The following is a 17953-nucleotide window of genomic DNA, read 5'->3' on the forward strand; positions in this document are numbered from 1 at the left end:
CTGGCCCTGATTGCATGACAGCCAACAAAAAACCCGCTGGCCAAACTGGCCCAGCGGGTTTCTTGTTTTAACAGCCAGCCGATCAGAAATCTGCCAACTGCCACACTTCATACGCCGGTGTCTCGTAGGGGTGGCTGAGCTTCAAGGCCGCGACAACCGCCTTGACCCACTCATCGGCCACCACCAACTCGACCTTCCACTCTTCAACCACTTCAACCTGGCCAACCTGCCCGATAAACGGCTGGCTGCCGTCCAACGCGCGAAACTGGCCCTGGCCCAGCACTTGCCAGGCGCAGCGGTCGTAGTCGCCGATGCGTCCGCCGCCAGCAGCGAAGACGGCGGTTTTCACCGTCTCCACATGGCTGTCGGGCACGAAGAAGGCGAGCTTGTACACGGTCTTAGTTCACCCACACGCGGGCGTTGCGGAACATGCGCATCCAGGCACCGTCTTCGTTCCATTCTTCCGGGCGCCAGGAGTTCTGCACGGCGCGGAACACGCGCTCCGGGTGCGGCATCATGATGGTCACGCGACCGTCGCGGCTGGTGAGGCCGGTGATCCCGCGCGGCGAGCCGTTCGGGTTGGCCGGGTAGCTTTCGGTGACCTTGCCGTGGTTGTCGACGAAACGCATGGCCACGCAGCCGGACAGATCGGCCTCGAGCAACGCCTCTTCGCTTTCGAACTCGGCATGGCCTTCACCGTGGGCGATGGCGATTGGCATGCGCGAACCGGCCATGCCCTGCAGGAAGATCGAGTTGGATTCCTGCACCTGCACCATGGCGACGCGGGCTTCGAACTGCTCGGAACGGTTACGCACGAAGTGCGGCCAGAACTCGCTGCCCGGGATCAGCTCGTGGAGGTTGGACATCATCTGGCAACCGTTGCACACACCCAGGGTGAAGCTGTCGTTGCGCTCGAAGAAACCTTGGAACGCGTCGCGGGCACGGCTGTTGAACAGCGCCGACTTGGCCCAGCCTTCACCGGCACCCAGTACGTCGCCGTAGGAGAAACCACCGCAGGCCACCAGGCCCTTGAACTCATTGAGGTCAACGCGACCGGCGAGGATGTCGCTCATGTGCACGTCGATCGCATTGAAGCCGGCGCGGTCGAATGCAGCCGCCATTTCCACCTGGCCGTTGACGCCCTGCTCACGCAGCACGGCAACCTGTGGGCGGATGCCTTTCTTGATGTACGGCGCGGCGATGTCCTGGTTGACGTCGAAGCTGAGCTTGGTGCTCAGGCCCGGGTTGTCTTCTTCCAGGATCACGTCGAATTCCTGCTCGGCGCAGTCGGCGTTGTCACGCAGGCGTTGGATCTGGTAGCTGGTCTCGGCCCACTGGCGTTGCAGCAAGCGGCGCTGGCCGGCAAACACGGTGTCGCCGTTGAACGAGATGTTGATTTCACCGTTGTTGATCGGCTGGCCGATCACCGCCACGCAGTCGTCCAGGCCAGCTGCGCTGAATTGTGCGAGGACGTCCGGCGTGGCGTCCTGGCGCACCTGGATCACCGCGCCCAACTCTTCGTTGAAGAGGATGCCGTTGATTTCAGAGGCGTCCTCGGCAACGCTGTCGAGCACGATGTTCAGGCCGCAGTGACCGGCGAAGGCCATCTCGACCACGCTGGTCAGCAGACCACCGTCGGAACGGTCGTGGTAGGCCAGCAGGTGGCCGTCGGCATTGAGGCCCTGGATCACGGCGAAGAAGGCTTTCAGGTCTTCGGCGTCGTCCACGTCCGGCGCCTGTTTGCCGAGCTTGCCGTGGGTTTGCGCGAGGATCGAGGCGCCCATGCGGTTCTGGCCACGGCCCAGGTCGATCAGGATCAGGTCGGTGGTGCCCTTGTCCATGCGCAGTTGCGGGGTCAGGGTCTGGCGGATGTCGGTGACCGGCGCAAAGCCGGTGACGATCAGCGACAGCGGCGAGGTGACGCTCTTGTCCACGCCTTCATCGTTCCAACGGGTGGCCATGGACATGGAGTCCTTGCCCACCGGAATGGTGATGCCCAGCTCCGGGCACAGCTCCATGCCGACCGCTTTCACGGTGTCGTACAGACGCGCGTCTTCACCTGGGTGACCGGCAGCGGACATCCAGTTGGCCGACAATTTGATGTCGGACAGCTTGCCGATGCGCGACGCGGCGATGTTGGTGAGGGTTTCACCAATGGCCATGCGGCCCGACGCCGGGGCGTCCAGCAGGGCCAGCGGCGTACGCTCGCCCATGGCCATGGCTTCACCGGTGTAGACGTCGAAGCTGGTAGCGGTGACGGCAACGTCGGCCACCGGCACCTGCCATGGGCCGACCATCTGGTCACGGGCCACCAGGCCGGTGATGGTGCGGTCGCCGATGGTGATCAGGAAGCTTTTGCTCGCCACGGCCGGGTGGTGCAGCACACGTTCGATGCTGTCGGCCAGGTCCAGGGCGCTTGGGTCGAAATCATCGCCCAGCTCGGCTTCACGCACCGCCGAACGGTGCATGCGCGGGGCTTTGCCCAGCAGCACTTCGAGTGGCATGTCCACTGGGTTGTTGCCGAAGTGGCTGTCGGTCACCGTCAACTGCGGCTCGGCAGTGGCTTCGCCGACCACGGCAAACGGGCAACGCTCGCGTTCGCAGATGGCCTGGAAGCGCGCGAAGTCTTCAGGGCCGACCGCCAGTACGTAACGTTCCTGGGATTCGTTGCTCCAGATTTCGTGCGGGGCCATGCCCGGCTCGTCGTTTGGAATGTTGCGCAGTTCGAAACGGCCACCACGGTCACCATCGTTGACCAGTTCCGGGAAGGCGTTGGACAAACCACCGGCGCCGACGTCGTGGATGAAGCTGATCGGGTTCTTGTCACCCAACTGCCAGCAACGGTCGATGACTTCCTGGCAGCGACGTTCCATCTCTGGGTTTTCGCGCTGTACGGAAGCGAAGTCCAGGTCGGCCGAGCTGGTGCCGGTGGCCATGGAGGAAGCCGCGCCGCCGCCCAGGCCGATCAACATCGCCGGGCCGCCGAGCACGATCAGCTTGGAGCCGACCAGGATCTCGCCTTTCTTGACGTGTTCTTCACGGATGTTGCCCATGCCGCCGGCCAACATGATCGGCTTGTGGTAACCGCGCACTTCATCACCACGGGGGGTGGTGATGGACTGTTCGAAGGTACGGAAGTAGCCGGTCAGCGCCGGGCGCCCGAATTCGTTGTTGAACGCGGCGCCGCCCAGCGGGCCTTCGATCATGATGTCGAGTGCGGTGACGATGCGCTCAGGCTTGCCGTACGGCACTTCCCACGGCTGCTCGAAGCCTGGGATCTGCAGGTTGGACACGGTGAAACCGGTGAGGCCGGCCTTTGGCTTGGCGCCACGGCCGGTGGCACCTTCGTCGCGGATCTCGCCGCCGGAACCGGTGGCCGCGCCCGGGAACGGGGCAATCGCGGTCGGGTGGTTGTGGGTCTCGACCTTCATCAGGATGTGCACCGGCTCCTGCACCGCGCCGTACTGGCGGGTTTCAGGGTCCGGGAAGAAGCGGCCGGCAACCGAGCCGACGATGACCGAGGCGTTGTCCTTATAAGCCGACAGAACGCCTTCGCTGTGCATCACGTAGGTGTTCTTGATCATGCCGAACAGGCTTTTTTCCTGGCTTTCGCCGTCGATGTCCCAACTGGCGTTGAAGATCTTGTGACGGCAGTGCTCGGAGTTGGCCTGGGCGAACATCATCAGTTCGATGTCGTGGGGGTTGCGCTTGAGACCGGTGAAGGCGTTGACCAGGTAGTCGATCTCGTCTTCGGCCAGGGCCAGGCCCAGCTCGGTGTTGGCCTTCTCCAGCGCAGCGCGGCCACCGCCCAGCACGTCAATCGCGGTCAGCGGCTTGGGCTCGGCGTGGCTGAACAGGCCGGCAGCCTGTTCCAGCTGGCTGACGATGATCTGGGTCATGCGGTCGTGCAGGCTGCTGGCGATCAGCTCGGCCTCGGCGTCGCTGAACTGGCCGGCAACGTAGAAGGCAATACCGCGCTCCAGGCGCTGGATGCTCGCCAGGCCGCAGTTGCGGGCGATATCGCTGGCCTTGCTCGACCAGGGCGAGATGGTGCCGAACCGTGGCAGAACCAGGAACAAGCGGCCGGTCGGCTCTTGAACGGGAACGCTTGGGCCGTACTTCAGAAGGCGTGCGAGCACTTGCTGTTCGTCGGCGGTCAAGACGCCGGTAACGTCGGCGAAGTGAGCAAATTCAGCATACAGGCCTGTAACCGCTGGAACCTTCTGGCTCAGTTGTTCAAGGAGTTTGCTGTGGCGAAAGGCAGAAAGGGCAGGAGCGCCGCGCAGGATCAACATCTTCGGGACAGCCTCGGGAAGGGGTGTGCTTTGAGGCCGTGCATTCTAGCGTAAACCATCGCCAACGGCACCCGAAACGGCACCGCTGGCGGCTGCCGAACGTCAGTTGGCACGGTTTGCACGCTATCGGGGCGTTATCCAAGGCATTCCGCGCAGTTATTTTAACCGTCACAATCGGGCGCCAAGCCACGTTTCTGCGGGTTGCAGCACAGTTTTGGCGGCGCTAGCAGACAAGTCCGCCGCTGTCGAGATATGGCGCCGTGGGCCGTTTGCGTATACTGCGCAGATGTTCTCCCCAACTGCTTTGCGCCCGCGATGCGCCAGATGGCTCATCGTCACCGGACTCTTCCTGATGCTCAGCGCCTGTGTTGATAAACCCAGCACGCTCGAGCGAATCAAGGAGGATGGCGTATTGCGGGTGATTACCCGAAACAGCCCGGCGACTTACTTCCAGGACCGCAACGGTGAAACCGGTTTCGAATACGAACTGGTCAAGCGTTTTGCCGATGACCTGGGCGTGAAGCTGGAAATAGAGACCGCCGACAACCTCGATGACCTGTTCGGCCAGTTGGGCAAACCCAACGGCCCGGTGCTCGCCGCCGCCGGCCTGGTCAGCAGCGAGCAGCGCCAGCAACAGGTGCGTTTCTCCCATCCTTACCTGGAAGTCACCCCGCAGATCATCTACCGCAACGGCCAGTCACGCCCGACGAACGCGGCGGACCTGGTGGGCAAGAAGATCATGGTGCTCAAGGGCAGCACCCACGCCGAACAGCTGGCGGCGCTTAAAAAGCAGAACCCGGCCATCGAATACGAAGAATCCGATGCTGTCGAGGTGGTCGACCTGCTGCGCATGGTGGACGAGGGGCAAATCGACCTGACCCTGGTGGACTCCAACGAAGTGGCGATGAACCAAGTGTACTTCCCCAACGTACGGGTGGCGTTCGACCTCGGCAATGCCAGCAACCAGAGCTGGGCCGTGGCGGCCGGCGACGACAACAGCCTGCTCAACGAGATCAACAGCTACCTGGACAAGGTGGAAAAGAACGGCACCCTGCAACGCCTTAAAGACCGCTATTACGGGCACGTCGATGTACTCGGCTATGTCGGCGCCTACACCTTCGCCCAGCATTTGCAGCAGCGGCTGCCCAAATACGAGAAACACTTTCGCGCCTACGCCAAGGAAGAAAAAGTCGATTGGCGCCTGCTTGCGGCTATCGGTTATCAGGAATCGCTGTGGCAACCGGCGGTCACCTCAAAGACCGGCGTGCGCGGCCTGATGATGCTGACCCAGAACACCGCCCAGGCCATGGGCGTGTCCAACCGCCTGGATGCCAGGCAAAGCATCATGGGCGGCGCCAAGTACCTGGCCAAGATCAAGGACGAGCTGGACGACAAGATCGCCGAGCCCGACCGCACCTGGTTCGCCCTCGCTGCTTATAACGTCGGCACCGGCCATCTGGACGACGCGCGCATCCTGGCGAAGAAGGAAGGCCTGAACCCGAACAAGTGGCTGGATGTGAAGAAGATGCTGCCGCGCCTGTCGCAGAAGCAGTGGTACAGCAAGACCCGCTACGGCTACGCCCGAGGCGGCGAACCGGTGCACTTCGTGGCGAACATCCGGCGCTACTACGACATCCTGACCTGGGTGACCCAGCCCCAGCTGGAGGGTAACCAGGTGGTGGAAGGTAATCTGCATGTGCCGGGTGTGGACAAGACCAAACCGCCGGAAGACAACCCGAAGCTCTAGGTACCCGTGTGGGAGAGCGCTTTGTGGTAAGCGGGCCGGTGATCGGGCCTTTGTAGTGAAGGGGCTTTTGTGGTGAGCGGGCTTTTTGTGGTGAGCGGGCTTGCCCCGCGCTGGGTGGCGAAGCCGCCCCAAAACCAGGCGCTACGGTTTTCCTGAAAAATCGCGGCGGCCCTATTGGGGCCGCTTCGCAGCCCAGCGCGGGGCAAGCCCGCTCACCACAAAAAGCCTGCTCACCAGAGAGGCCCGCTCACCACACACGAACTGCAGCTCATTCAAATGGCTCAACGTTGATCGACGTCGTCTTATAAACCGGTGATCAGGTGCACAACACCGCCCGGCAACACCATCACCGCCGGCACACTCGCTGCTTTCAACGCCGCCTCATCCAATCGTCCCACATCCTGCAACTGCACCCTCACCCGCGTCAGCGCCACCCGCTGTTGCGACTTGAGGTTATCCGCACCCCCCAACGCACTCAGCACTTCGGGCGACAACAGATTCTGCGTCGGTGCCTCGACCGTCTCGGCGATCAAATCCGGGGTCAGGGCCTTCCAGAACGCCTGCTTCAATTTATCCAACATGCTCAGTTCTCCAGCACAACGGTGGCTGTTTGATAGTCGCGCAGGGCCTCGCGCACTTGGGCGGCTTTTTCCAGGCCCAGCACCTGGCGGGCGATGCTCTGGCAGTCGACCAGGTCCAACTCGCGCACGGTGGCCTTGATGGTCGGGATCAACGGCACGCTGACCGACAACTCATCGACCCCCAACCCGATCAACAACGGCACGGCCAGCGCTTCCGACGCCAACGCGCCGCAGACGCCCACCCATTTGCCGTGGGCATGAGCGGCCTTGACGGTGGTGGCAATCAGGCGCAATACCGCCGGGTGAAAGCTGTCGGCCTGGCTGGCCAGCCGTGGATGGTCACGGTCCATGGCCAGGGTGTATTGGGTCAGGTCGTTGGTGCCGATGGAGAAAAAATCCACATGGGGCGCAAACACGTCGGCCATCAAGGCGGCGGACGGCACTTCGATCATGATGCCCAGCTTCGGCAGCTCGACAAGCCCCAGCGCCAGCGCCTCTTCTTCAAGGATCTTGCGCGCCAGGTGCAGCTCCGACAACAGGCTGACCATCGGCAACATGATATGCAGGCGTGCCAGCCCGGCACTGGCGAGGATCGCGCGCAACTGTTCACGCAACAGCTCCGGGCGCTCCAGGCACAGGCGTATGCCGCGCAGGCCCAGGAACGGGTTGGTTTCAGTGTCCATCGGCACATACGCCAGGGGTTTATCGCCGCCGACGTCCAGGGTGCGCACCACCAGATTGCGCTCGGTACCCAGGGCTCGGGCGATGGCGCTGTAGGTGGCGGCCTGCTCATCCACGCTTGGGGCGCGATTGCGATCCAGGTACAAAAACTCCGAGCGCAGCAGGCCGACGCCTTCGCCCCCGAGGGCCAGGGCTTGCTCCACCTCCTGCAACGAAGCGACGTTGGCGGTCACCTCGACGTGATGGCCGTCGCGGGTAATCGCAGGCACTGACGCCTGCGCCACGTCACGCTGGCGTCGCAGCACGTGCTGCTTACGCGCAGCTTCCAGCTGTTCGATCTCGACCAGGTTGGGGTTCAGGTGCAACTCGCCTTTGTCGGCATCGAGCAGGACCTGTTTGCCATTGGCCAGCGCCAGCACTTCAAGCCCGACCCCGCATATGGCAGGCAGGCCCAGGGCCCGCGCCAGTATCGCGACATGGCTGGTCGCCCCGCCGCCGACGGTGACAAACCCCAGCACCTTTTGGGGATCGAGGCTGGCGGTTTGCGAAGGCGTCAGTTGCTCGGCGACCAGGATCGCGCGGTCGGGCAGGTCCCAGGCGCGGTCTTGAATTCCGAGGATCAGCTTCAGCACACGCTGGCCGACATCCGCGAGGTCCGCCGCACGTTCGGCCAACAGGGCATTGCCCAGGTTCTGGAACAGCTGGGCAGTGGCGACCGTGGCGCTGTTCCAGGCAAATGCGGCGCTCTTGCCTTCGGCCAGCAGGCCGTGGGCTTGTTCCAGCAGCGTCGGGTCTTCGAGCAATTCCTGATGGGCGCGGAAAATCTCCGCCTGGGCACTGCCTGCCGCCTGGGTTTGCAGGGCTTGCAGCGCTTCGGTTGCGGCCAGCAAGCCACGGTCCAAAGCGCCGCGCTCGAACGCCTCGCCAGCGCCCTGTTCAGTCACCTTCAGCTCGGGCTCAGCAATCTGGACCACCTGGCCAAACGCCGATCCCGGCGATGCGCAAACGCCTCGCAGCAGCGTCGCCGACGATACCGGCACGGGCGCTTCAAGCTGTGCAGCCGGCGCCGCAATGGCCTCGCCGCAGCCTTCAAGCAACAGCGCGACCAAAGCTTGGATCGCCGCCTCGGCATCGTCACCGGCCGCACTCACTTGCAAGGTATCGCCCTGCACGGTTTGCAGTGCCATGATCGCCACCAGCGACTTGGCGTTGGCACTCTGGGTTTGCTTGTGCAGGTAAATGCTCGCGTTAAAACCTTTCGCGGCTTGTGCAAACACGGCGGCCGGGCGCGCGTGTAAACCGTTGGCGTTGGGTAAGGTCAACGGCTTTGAGAAGCGTGCATCGCCCTCCTCCTCATCGGCCTCCTCTACCCGGTTGCCGGGCGCTACCTGCAACACCGGCTGGCCCCGTTCCACCAGGCCGCTTGCCAACGGCGTGAACGGCTCGCCGCTGACCACCAGCATCAAGGTCAGCAAACTGCGTGCGTGGAGTGCCACATAGTCGGCATCGAATTCGATCAAGGCTTGCCCGGCTTCTACCCGCTGGCCTTCCTCGACCAGGCGGGTGAAGCCCTTGCCGGCCAGGCTCACGGTGTCCAGGCCGATATGCATCAGCACCTGCACGCCGTTGTCGTCGGTGACGCTGACCGCATGCCCACTGTCCTGGATATTGCTGATCACCCCGGCCAGGGGGGCGCACAGGGTCTGCGAGGTGGGATCGATGCACAGGCCGTCGCCGATCATGCGGCTGGCGAACACCGGGTCAGGCACCTTGTCCAGTGCCAGCAGCACGCCGGACAAGGGCGCCAGCAGTTCCAGGGGTTGAGTTGCGGTCATGACGTCACCTGCTGTTTTGTTCTGTAAAGATCCTTGGGTGGATGCCTATCCCATGGATGACTTATTTCCACCAGTATTCAACCTGCACGCCAACGTTCGACCCATGCCGCGCGGTGCCATAGGCGCCGGTGTCGGACAACGCCGAGCCCGCCGCCAGTTCATTCGCTGCACGCTTGGCCGCTTCGTTCCAGGTCGCATAGGTGTAGTACAAACGCACTTCCGGCCGCGCCCAGAAATCCGGGCCGTTGGGCGACCAGGTCGGGGCAAAGGTAAATTTGCTCAGCTTGCGCGTGCCGCCGGTGGCATCGACCTGATCATGCCCAAGCTCGGTGACCAACTTGAATTGTTCGCTGATCGCATACGCAGGGCGCACGCCGATGGACATCCAGGTCTGGTCCTGGCTGCCGGGGCGAATATCCTTCTGGTACACCGCCTCGATCTGCCCACCAAAACGCGGGGTCACCTGCCAGTCGAAGAACTCCACGGCGCGATAACTTTTGCTGCTGTTATCCAGGAAGGTATTGCCGGTGTAGCCCAGGCCGGTGCCGGGGCCTTCGCCGTACTGCAAAGCGAATTTGTTCTTGCCGCCCAGGAAGTTTTTTTGCACATGCTGCGCGGTGAGCGCCCAGCCGCTGTGGGTGTCGCGCCCGCCGGCCTTTTCGATATGGCTCAAGCCCAGCTCCAGCTCGCCGCCGGGGTTGGTCTTGAAGCCCGCGACGTTGAAGTCGTGACGGGTGGCGTATTCCTTCTGGTACAGGTTGTCCTTGCGCGAAATGGCGTAGCTGTACTTGAGGTCGCCGATCAGCACGTCCTCGATTCCGCCGCCGGTGGCGCTCTGGTTCCAGTAGTAGAAGTCGGAAATATGGATGTCATTGCGTTTGTAGTAACGCCGACCGGCCCACAGCGAACCGCCATTGAGGGCAGGCAGGTTCGACCACTGCGCATACATCTGCGGCATGCGCGCCGAGCCGTTGTCTTCGCCCTGGAATTTAAGGGCGCGGTCGTATTGGTTGTACAGCGACGCCATGGCGTCGACGCTGAGCACCGAGCCATCGTCGAGGGTCAGCAGGTCCTGACGCAGTTCCAGTTCGGCGTACTGCTCGCATTCGTTGCCCAGTCGATATTTGGTTTGCGCCCCCGGCAACTGGAAACATTGCTGCTTGCCACTGCCTGTCGACGTCCCCGCGCCGCTGCGCAAGTAACCGGCAAATTCCAGGGCCTGCGCGCCGAATGGCAGGCTCAGGCAGGATGCAACGAGGCCCAGCTTTATTGTTGTTTTCATGAATGCTCCTTCTATTTTTATTGTTTTATTACTGTCCTTGCACGACACGATTCCCTGTAGGAGCGAGCTTGCTCGCGAAGAACGCCAACGATTACGCAGCGATACTGGTTTAACGCGGCGCTCTCAGGTTTTTCGCGAGCAAGCTCGCTCCTACAGGGGGCGTATCAATCAATCAGGTGCAGCACGAACGATTCGTAGGGACGCAAGACGACCGTGGCCGAGCGTCGCGGGCAGTCGGGGTAGTTGCTGATCAGCAGGCGTTGCTCGGTCGCGGCCTCGATCACGTCGCCAGGCAGCTGGACCTCACAGGGCTGGCCGTAGAAGTTGTTCAGCACCAGCAGGCGCTCGCCGTGGCCTTCGCGCAGGTACGCCCAGACCTGCAAATGGTCTTGCAGCAGTTGGCGGTAAACCCCCTCTTGAATCAGCGGTTCGTGACGGCGCAGGGCGATCAGTGCGCGGTAGTGATGCAGCACGGAGTCGGGATCGTCGCGCTGGTGTTCAACGTTGATCTGCGCGGCATTCGCCGGGAGGCTGATCCAGGGCTCGCCGCTACTGAAACCCGCATTCGGCTGCGCGCTCCACTGCATCGGCGTACGGCCGTTGTCGCGGGACTTCTGCATGATCGCCGCCATGCTCGCCGCTTCGGATTCACCGGCATCGCGCTTGAGGCGGAAGATGTTCAGGGTCTCCACATCGCGGTACTGATCGATGCTGTCGAAGCCCGGATTGGTCATGCCCAGTTCTTCGCCCTGGTACACGAACGGCGTGCCCTGGAGGAAGTGCAGCGCGGTGGCGAGCATCTTGGCCGAGACCACGCGATGCTCACCGTCGTCACCAAACCGCGAGACCACCCGGGGTTGATCGTGGTTACACCAGAACAGCGCGTTCCAGCCGCCACCGGCCTGCATGCCCAGTTGCCAGTCGGAGAGGATCTGCTTGAGTTGCAGGAAGTCGAAGTCAGCCTTCACCCACTTCTGCAGGTTCGGGTAATCGACTTTCAGGTGATGAAAGTTGAAGGTCATCGACAGCTCTTTCGACTCTGGCCGCGAGTAGCGAATGCAATGCTCAAGGCTGGTGGACGACATCTCGCCGACGTTGATCAGGTCATGGCCTTCAAAGACTTCGCGGTGCATCTCCTGCAGGTATTCATGCACGTTCGGGCCGTCGGTGTAGAAGCGGCGCCCGTCGCTGCTGTCTTCGGGGAAGTCGGCGGGCTTGGAGATCAGGTTGATCACATCCAGGCGGAAACCGCCCACGCCCTTGTCGCGCCAGAAGCGCATCAACTTGAACACCTCGGCACGCACCTGGGGGTTGTCCCAATTGAGGTCGGCCTGGGTGTGGTCGAACAGGTGCAGGAAGTACTGGCCGGTTTGCGCCTCGTATTCCCAGGCCGAACCGCCGAACTTGGACTCCCAGTTGTTCGGCTGGTCGCGCCAGATGTAGAAGTCGCGGTAGGGGTTGTCGAGGCTGCTGCGCGCCTGCTGGAACCACTCATGCTCGATGGAGGTGTGGTTGACCACAATGTCGAGCATCAGCTTGATGCCACGCTTGGCCGCTTCGCTGATCAGCAGGTCGCAGTCGGCCATGGTCCCGTAGCTGGGGTCGATGGCGTAGTAGTCGCTGATGTCGTAGCCGTTGTCCCGTTGCGGCGAGCGCAGGAACGGGGTGATCCACAGGCAATCCACGCCCAGCCATTTGAGGTAGTCGAGTTTGTCCACGATGCCCAGCAGGTCACCGGTGGCGTTACCCGCGTGGCTGTGGAAGCTCTTGGGGTAGATCTGGTAGATCACCGAGTGTTGCCAGTCTTGCATGGTGGGTTCCTTCAGTAGAGTTTTGTGCTGGCCTCTCGGGCCTCGATGGCGATTGATCAGGCGACGCGATAACCCGGCCGAACAATCTTCAGGCTCAACGCACAGGTCAGTACAAACGGCACGACCATCGCGATGACCATCCCGATCACAAACATCGCGATGGATTGCGGCACGATCGAGATAAACCCAGGTAAACCACCGACGCCGATGGCCGAGGCCTGCACCTTGTTCAGCGACAGGAAAATGCTGCCCAGCGCCGAGCCCACCAGGGCCGCGTAAAACGGAAACTTGAAGCGCAGGTTCACCCCGAACATCGCCGGTTCCGTGATGCCGAAGTACGCGGAAATCGCTGAGGTCGAGGCCATGCTTTTATCCCGCGCATTGCGGGTGGTGTAGAACACCGCGAGCGCGGCGCTGCCCTGGGCCAGGTTGGACATCACGATCATCGGCCAGATAAACGTGCCGCCCTGGGTGGAGATCAGTTGCAGGTCCACGGCGAGGAACATGTGGTGCATGCCGGTGATCACCAGCGGCGCGTACAGCAGCCCGAAAATCGCTCCGCCAACCATCGGCGCCAGGTCAAACAGGGTGACCACGCCTTCGGTGATCAGGATGCCGAGGTGACGGGTCACCGGGCCGATGATCGCCAACGCGAGCACGCCGGTGACGACGATGGTGGTGATTGGCACGACCAGCAATTGAATGGCGTTGGGCACGCGAGCGCGCAGCCATTTCTCGATGACGCTCATGACATACGCCGCCATCAGGATCGGCAGGATCTGCCCCTGGTAGCCGACTTTCTCGATCTTGAACCAACCGAAAATATCGAAGTACGGCAGGCTCTGGCCGTCGAGCCCGGCGACCGCCTTGCCGTAGTTCCAGGCATTGAGCAGATCGGGATGCACCAGCATCAGGCCGAGCACGATGCCGAGGATTTCACTGCCGCCAAAGCGCTTGGCCGCCGACCAACCCACCAACGCCGGCAGGAACACGAACGAGGTGTTGGCCATCAGGTTGATCAGGCTCCACAGGCCATCCAGGTTCGGATACGCCTCCAGCAGCGTCTGGCCCTCGATGAACATGCCCTTGGCGCCCATCAGGTTGTTCACGCCCATCAGCAGGCCGGCGATGATCAACGCGGGCAGGATCGGCATGAACACATCGGAGAACACCCGTACCAGGCGCTGCATGGCGTTGGTCTTGTCGGCGCCCTTCTTCTTCACATCGGCGATGGTGGCGGCGGCGAGGCCGGTCTGTTCGCGCAGGGCGGCGTAGACCTTTTCCACTTCGCCGGGGCCGATCACCACCTGGAACAAACCGCCGGTGAAGAACGAGCCCTTGACCAGATCGACCTGGTTCAACGCGCTGTTGTTGACCAGGCTCGGATCCTTGAGCGCCAGGCGCAGGCGGGTCACGCAGTGGGCAGCTTGCTCAAGGTTGTCGCTGCCCCCGAGGTGCTCGAGGATCTCGCGGGCAATGTTGGAATAGTCGTGGCTCATGCTTGGTTTCCACTTTGATTTTTTTTATTGGGGGCAGTCATTGGCAGCACGCCGAAGGCAAAAGTACTCGTACAGACGAGTTAAAGCAACAACTCGTCTGTACGAGTTTGATTTTGCTTATTCCCTGCAGGACACCGCTGCGCTGCAAGCCGCAGAAATCCATGGGTCTAATGGACAAACTCCCGCTCTGCCTCTAAGGTTCCTGCCTTGAACGCCAACGCGGCACAGAGCCCTATCCATGAGCAAATACAACCAGATCTATACCGATCTGCTTGCCAGCATCACCACCGAACGCCTGCAACGCGGCACGCGCCTGCCCTCCGAAACCGAATTGATGGACAGCTACCAGGCCAGCCGAGGCACCGTGCGTCGCGCCATCGAGCAACTGCAGGAACGTGGGTTTGCGCAAAAGATCCACGGCAAGGGCACCTTCGTGCTCTCGCCCAACCCGATTGAGTTCCAACTCGGCGGCATCGTCAGCTTTCACGAAACCCACGCCGACCTGGGCGATGACGTACGCACCGAAGTGGTCGAATTCACCCAGCTCCCCCTGGAAGGCCCATTGTTGCAACACATCGAGGCCGAACCCGGCAGCCTCATCACACGCATCAAACGGGTACGGCGCATCGGCGGCAAACGGGTGATCCTCGACATCAACCACTTCGTCGCCGACCTGATCCCAGGCCTGGACCAGGCGATCGCCGAACAGTCGATCTACGCCTTCATCGAGCAGACCTTGCAACTGCAGATCAGCTACGCCCAGCGCACCATCGAAGCCCTGCCCCGCAGCAAGGACGACCAGACGCACCTGGACCTCGAAGGGCAAAGCCATGTGATCGTGGTGAGCAACCAGACGTTTTTGCAGGACGGGAGACAGTTCGAGTACACCGAGTCGCGGCATACGTTGGATAAGTTTTACTTCTCCGATATCGCCAGGCGCTAACTATCTACCCATCGCCCGTCTAAACGGCTTGGCATGCTCGGCTCTTCCCCCTTAAGGAGAGCAGCATGCCGCTTGCCGACACCTCCCCCGCCGCTCAGCAACAACTCAGGGCCCTGGCGCCCATCGTGCTGGATGCGTGCCCGAACATGCAGAGGATGGCCATCGAGGCCGCCCGCGAGATTCTCGCAAAACACGGTCTGGCGACCCTGGATCCCGATCACGTGCACTGGCACCGCTTCACCGGCGGTGTCGGTGACCCGGCGACGTTTACGGGCTGGAGCCACAACGAAAAACCCCAGGCGTCGATGACGCTGACGCAGCTGGTCATTCACCGCTTCGAGGTACATGACCAGGACAATGCCGACCTGCTCGACGGTGATGGTGGCTTTTATCGCGAGGGTGCCGAGGCGCGGTTATTCGATCAGCATAACGAAGTGCGGCTGTCCGCCAGCGCGGTGCTCAAGGACTTCTGGGCGATCAATTTCAGCGATCGCTACACCACGCGCATGGATGCATTCTGGAGCGCTCACTTCGATGATTTTCGCACCCTGGCCAAGGTCAACTGCCTGGCCGAGGCCCTGCAAGCACGACAGGCCGGGGATCTCACCACGTCACAGTTGCAGACGGTGATTCGGGCCCTGGCCAGCAATCTGTGCTGGCCCCCAACCCTGTCCAACCTGCAGGCCAAGGCCACTTCAGCCGGCGGGCTGCGTGTGGCGGCGCTGGATATCGGTGGACATACCGCCACGGATATCCTGCGCATCGTCGACGGCGATGGGCGGCAAATCCTTTATGTACCGGGCGAGTCACAGGCCTTCCACTGTTTCGAGACCCCTGCCGACCTGCATTTCTGGCTGCTGAACCAGACCAGCCACCCGGATAACCGCGCCCGCTTCATGGCCCATTTCCCGCTGTCGGCGCAGATCCAGCAGGACGACACCGCTGCCGTGACGTGGAAACAGATGCTGCTCACCCCCGTGCTGATCTATCGCACCGCCCAGGCCCTGGCGGGTACCCTGCCGCCGGACTGGGTGGACAAGGGCCTGTCCCACCAACTCGACCAGTTGTTTGTCGACTGGGGCACCTGGGACCACCGCCTGATCAATCAAGCCGACCAGGCCATCGAGGACGATGCCTTTACCTGGCTGGCGCAATCGAGTCAGACGCGCATGCGCAATGACGCGGATTTTTCCCTGCGCAGCAATGGCGACCTGCGCAAGAAACTCTGGATCGGCTACCTGAACGCCTTTGGCAAAACCTTTGGCCCGATGGCCGTGGTCGGCTGGCCGGTGGCGTTGGTGGTCGTGGGGGCCAGTGCGGCAAATCTTGGCCTGAACATCGACCAGGCCATCAACGGCAAGACCCCGGCCGAACGCCACGCCGGGGAGCTGGGCGCGGTATTCAGTGCCATCGATACGCTATTTAACCTGGCACTGTTGAAAGCCGACGGGGTCATGCCCGATATCGCCGAAGCGGCCGACACCCTCGCAGTGGAGCCCATTGAGTTGACGCCGCCCACAGCGCCCGCCAGCGCACCGCCGGTGCCTGAGCCTGCGGTACCTGCCACCTACCAGGCCAACCTGATACTGGAAGGAGAACACCTGGATACCGCCCCCGGAAAATTCCAGCAGGTCTATAGCCTGCGGACCTCCGACGGCATGCCTCAGCAAGCCATCCTGATGAACGATCAAGCCTATTACGTGCGCTACGAAGCCGCCCCCAACGGTCGTGGGCATTGGGCGATTGTCGACCCGAACAACCCCCATGGCTTTTCCGGCGCGCTGCCGGTGCGCCTGAACGAACTCAACGAATGGGAACCTGTGCCCCACAGCAACGGCTTGAAAGGCGGCGGGGGAAACTCCAGCAAAAGCGCCCGGGGGCCGGCCCCCTCGCGGGTCCCGCCACCGCCACAAGCGATGACCACGCCACCCCACTCGCTGCGCAGGGTGACCAGCCCCTTCGATACCCCGCCATCCACCCGCCCGGAAGTGAAACGCTGGGCAATGGGCCTCACTGAAACCCATGTTCACAGCCGCTTCGGCCGTATTGACCGCTTCACCTACTACTTCGGCGAAACGCACCGCAAACTGCTGCAATCGGCGCAAGACTTCTACAAGGAACTGTCCTGGACCCGCCTGCCACCTCGTCCGGACATCCCCGCCTTTGAACCGACAACGGCCTTCGAAGAAGTCCTCGAACGCCTGCCCGAAGACCTACCGGGCTACGTCATCGGCGAAACCCTGGACCGTATCAGCAGCACCCGCCTGCTGATCAACAACATGCCGCTCTTCGCGCGCAAGGGCGTGAAAACCCTGTATATGCGGCGCCTGCTCAACGACTTCGCCCAGGATGATCTGAACCACTACTTCCAGACCGGCAAGATGCCGGAGGACCTGGAAAGCTACCTTGGCAAGCTGGGCACCGATCCATCCGGGCAGTTCAATGAACTGGAACTGGTCAAGACCGCCAGGGCCAATGGCATACGCGTGCAGGCTATCGATTGCGCAGCCCATTACAAATACCCCACCCCTATCGCCGATCTTTCAGAGCAGGTGATGAGCAATTACCTCGCCCACCTCCTTATCCAAGCCGACATAGCGCTGAACGGCGGCGGTAAATGGCTGGTACTGACCGGGGCCAGAAACATCAATACCTTTAATGGATTCGCCGGTCTCAGTGAACTGGAAGGAGGTATCGGGCTGCGTATAGAAGAGGTCTTTCCGGGGCAAGGTAACGAGGTGCGTATCGACCCCGGCATCGCCATTGATCGCGACAACGCCCCCAGTCATGAAAGCGTCGGCGACAGCTTCGACACCTTGAATGCCGACCTACGCGTACAAGTGGAAGCCCCGCCGGTGCACAGGACGCTGGAGCAACAGCAGCGACTGCTGTTTCGCAAGGGCATGTACCTGATCGACAAAAACCAGGGCAACTACACCCTGCGGCACCACAGCAGAGACAGGGGCATCGTTGCGACCCCCATCAATCGACTGGCCGACGGCAGCTTTTACATCGACCGCCCGGCCTGGGCAGGCGTGCATGACATACGGTTCCCCACGCTGGAACAGCTGTCCAGCGCCCTTACCAATATGGGCATGAGCCTGCAAAGTCGGCTTCCTGCCTGACAGGCAATAAAAAACCTGGCCGAGGCCAGGTTTTTTACTCACTCAACGCAGGCCATTCAGGCTCGCCTTGCTTATTCCCACTCGAACATAAACAACATTAAAAAACTCATATAAATCAAATGCTTATTTTGATGGCGTCAGTTGATACAACGAA

At 62.0% G+C, this 17953-nt stretch carries 10 protein-coding genes; 3 read left to right on the top strand and 7 right to left on the bottom strand.

Going from position 1 to position 17953, the window contains the following annotated elements; translation table 11 throughout:
* Positions 1-82 precede the first annotated feature (82 nt).
* Positions 83-394: an NGG1p interacting factor NIF3 gene (locus F6S08_RS25865; RefSeq protein ID WP_065924847.1), complete on the bottom strand. Its 312-nt coding sequence runs from the start codon at positions 392-394 to the stop codon at positions 83-85.
* Positions 395-398: 4 nt separating this feature from the next.
* Complete coding sequence (purL, locus tag F6S08_RS25870) at positions 399-4295, bottom strand: phosphoribosylformylglycinamidine synthase (RefSeq protein WP_065924848.1); 3897 nt, start codon at positions 4293-4295, stop codon at positions 399-401.
* A 286-nt stretch (positions 4296-4581) separates the two neighbouring features.
* Between purL and mltF the strand changes: the two genes are divergently transcribed.
* Positions 4582-6042 (top strand): membrane-bound lytic murein transglycosylase MltF, encoded by a 1461-nt coding sequence (gene mltF / locus F6S08_RS25875; protein ID WP_137212806.1) that lies wholly within the window; start codon positions 4582-4584, stop codon positions 6040-6042.
* A 302-nt stretch (positions 6043-6344) separates the two neighbouring features.
* Here mltF and F6S08_RS25880 read toward each other — a convergent pair whose 3' ends face one another.
* From F6S08_RS25880 to treP, 5 genes are all read right to left on the bottom strand, one after another.
* Complete coding sequence (locus F6S08_RS25880; protein WP_065947917.1) at positions 6345-6623, bottom strand: PTS transporter subunit EIIB; 279 nt, start codon at positions 6621-6623, stop codon at positions 6345-6347.
* 2 nt (positions 6624-6625) lie between these two features.
* On the bottom strand, positions 6626-9139 hold the full coding sequence (ptsP, locus tag F6S08_RS25885; RefSeq protein WP_315872517.1) for a phosphoenolpyruvate--protein phosphotransferase: 2514 nt from the start codon (positions 9137-9139) through the stop codon (positions 6626-6628).
* Positions 9140-9200: 61 nt separating this feature from the next.
* Positions 9201-10421, bottom strand: a complete 1221-nt coding sequence (locus F6S08_RS25890) for a maltoporin (RefSeq protein ID WP_065947919.1) — start codon at positions 10419-10421, stop codon at positions 9201-9203.
* A 164-nt stretch (positions 10422-10585) separates the two neighbouring features.
* Positions 10586-12232: an alpha,alpha-phosphotrehalase gene (gene treC, locus F6S08_RS25895; RefSeq protein ID WP_315872518.1), complete on the bottom strand. Its 1647-nt coding sequence runs from the start codon at positions 12230-12232 to the stop codon at positions 10586-10588.
* A 56-nt stretch (positions 12233-12288) separates the two neighbouring features.
* Positions 12289-13731 (bottom strand): PTS system trehalose-specific EIIBC component, encoded by a 1443-nt coding sequence (gene treP / locus F6S08_RS25900; RefSeq protein WP_315872519.1) that lies wholly within the window; start codon positions 13729-13731, stop codon positions 12289-12291.
* A 238-nt stretch (positions 13732-13969) separates the two neighbouring features.
* Here treP and treR point away from each other — a divergent pair, with 238 nt between their 5' ends.
* Both treR and F6S08_RS25910 read left to right on the top strand, forming a co-directional pair.
* Positions 13970-14674 carry a trehalose operon repressor gene (gene treR / locus F6S08_RS25905; RefSeq protein ID WP_027605432.1) on the top strand — a complete coding sequence of 235 codons (705 nt, stop codon included), beginning with the start codon at positions 13970-13972 and terminating at the stop codon, positions 14672-14674.
* Positions 14675-14739: 65 nt separating this feature from the next.
* Positions 14740-17799, top strand: a complete 3060-nt coding sequence (locus F6S08_RS25910; RefSeq protein WP_315872520.1) for a membrane-targeted effector domain-containing toxin — start codon at positions 14740-14742, stop codon at positions 17797-17799.
* The last annotated feature ends 154 nt before the right edge of the window (positions 17800-17953 follow it).

This window comes from Pseudomonas sp. JV449 (genome assembly GCF_032424295.1).
Lineage (GTDB): Bacteria > Pseudomonadota > Gammaproteobacteria > Pseudomonadales > Pseudomonadaceae > Aquipseudomonas > Aquipseudomonas marginalis.

Bases quoted from the DNA above. Each gene is read 5' to 3' on its own strand.
- purL (WP_065924848.1), bottom strand. From the start codon at position 4,295: ATGTTGATCCTGCGCGGCGCTCCTGCCCTTTCTGCCTTTCGCCACAGC.
- mltF (WP_137212806.1), top strand. From the start codon at position 4,582: ATGTTCTCCCCAACTGCTTTGCGCCCGCGATGCGCCAGATGGCTCATC.
- F6S08_RS25880 (WP_065947917.1), bottom strand. From the start codon at position 6,623: ATGTTGGATAAATTGAAGCAGGCGTTCTGGAAGGCCCTGACCCCGGAT.
- ptsP (WP_315872517.1), bottom strand. From the start codon at position 9,139: ATGACCGCAACTCAACCCCTGGAACTGCTGGCGCCCTTGTCCGGCGTG.
- F6S08_RS25890 (WP_065947919.1), bottom strand. From the start codon at position 10,421: ATGAAAACAACAATAAAGCTGGGCCTCGTTGCATCCTGCCTGAGCCTG.
- treC (WP_315872518.1), bottom strand. From the start codon at position 12,232: ATGCAAGACTGGCAACACTCGGTGATCTACCAGATCTACCCCAAGAGC.
- treP (WP_315872519.1), bottom strand. From the start codon at position 13,731: ATGAGCCACGACTATTCCAACATTGCCCGCGAGATCCTCGAGCACCTC.
- treR (WP_027605432.1), top strand. From the start codon at position 13,970: ATGAGCAAATACAACCAGATCTATACCGATCTGCTTGCCAGCATCACC.
- F6S08_RS25910 (WP_315872520.1), top strand. From the start codon at position 14,740: ATGCCGCTTGCCGACACCTCCCCCGCCGCTCAGCAACAACTCAGGGCC.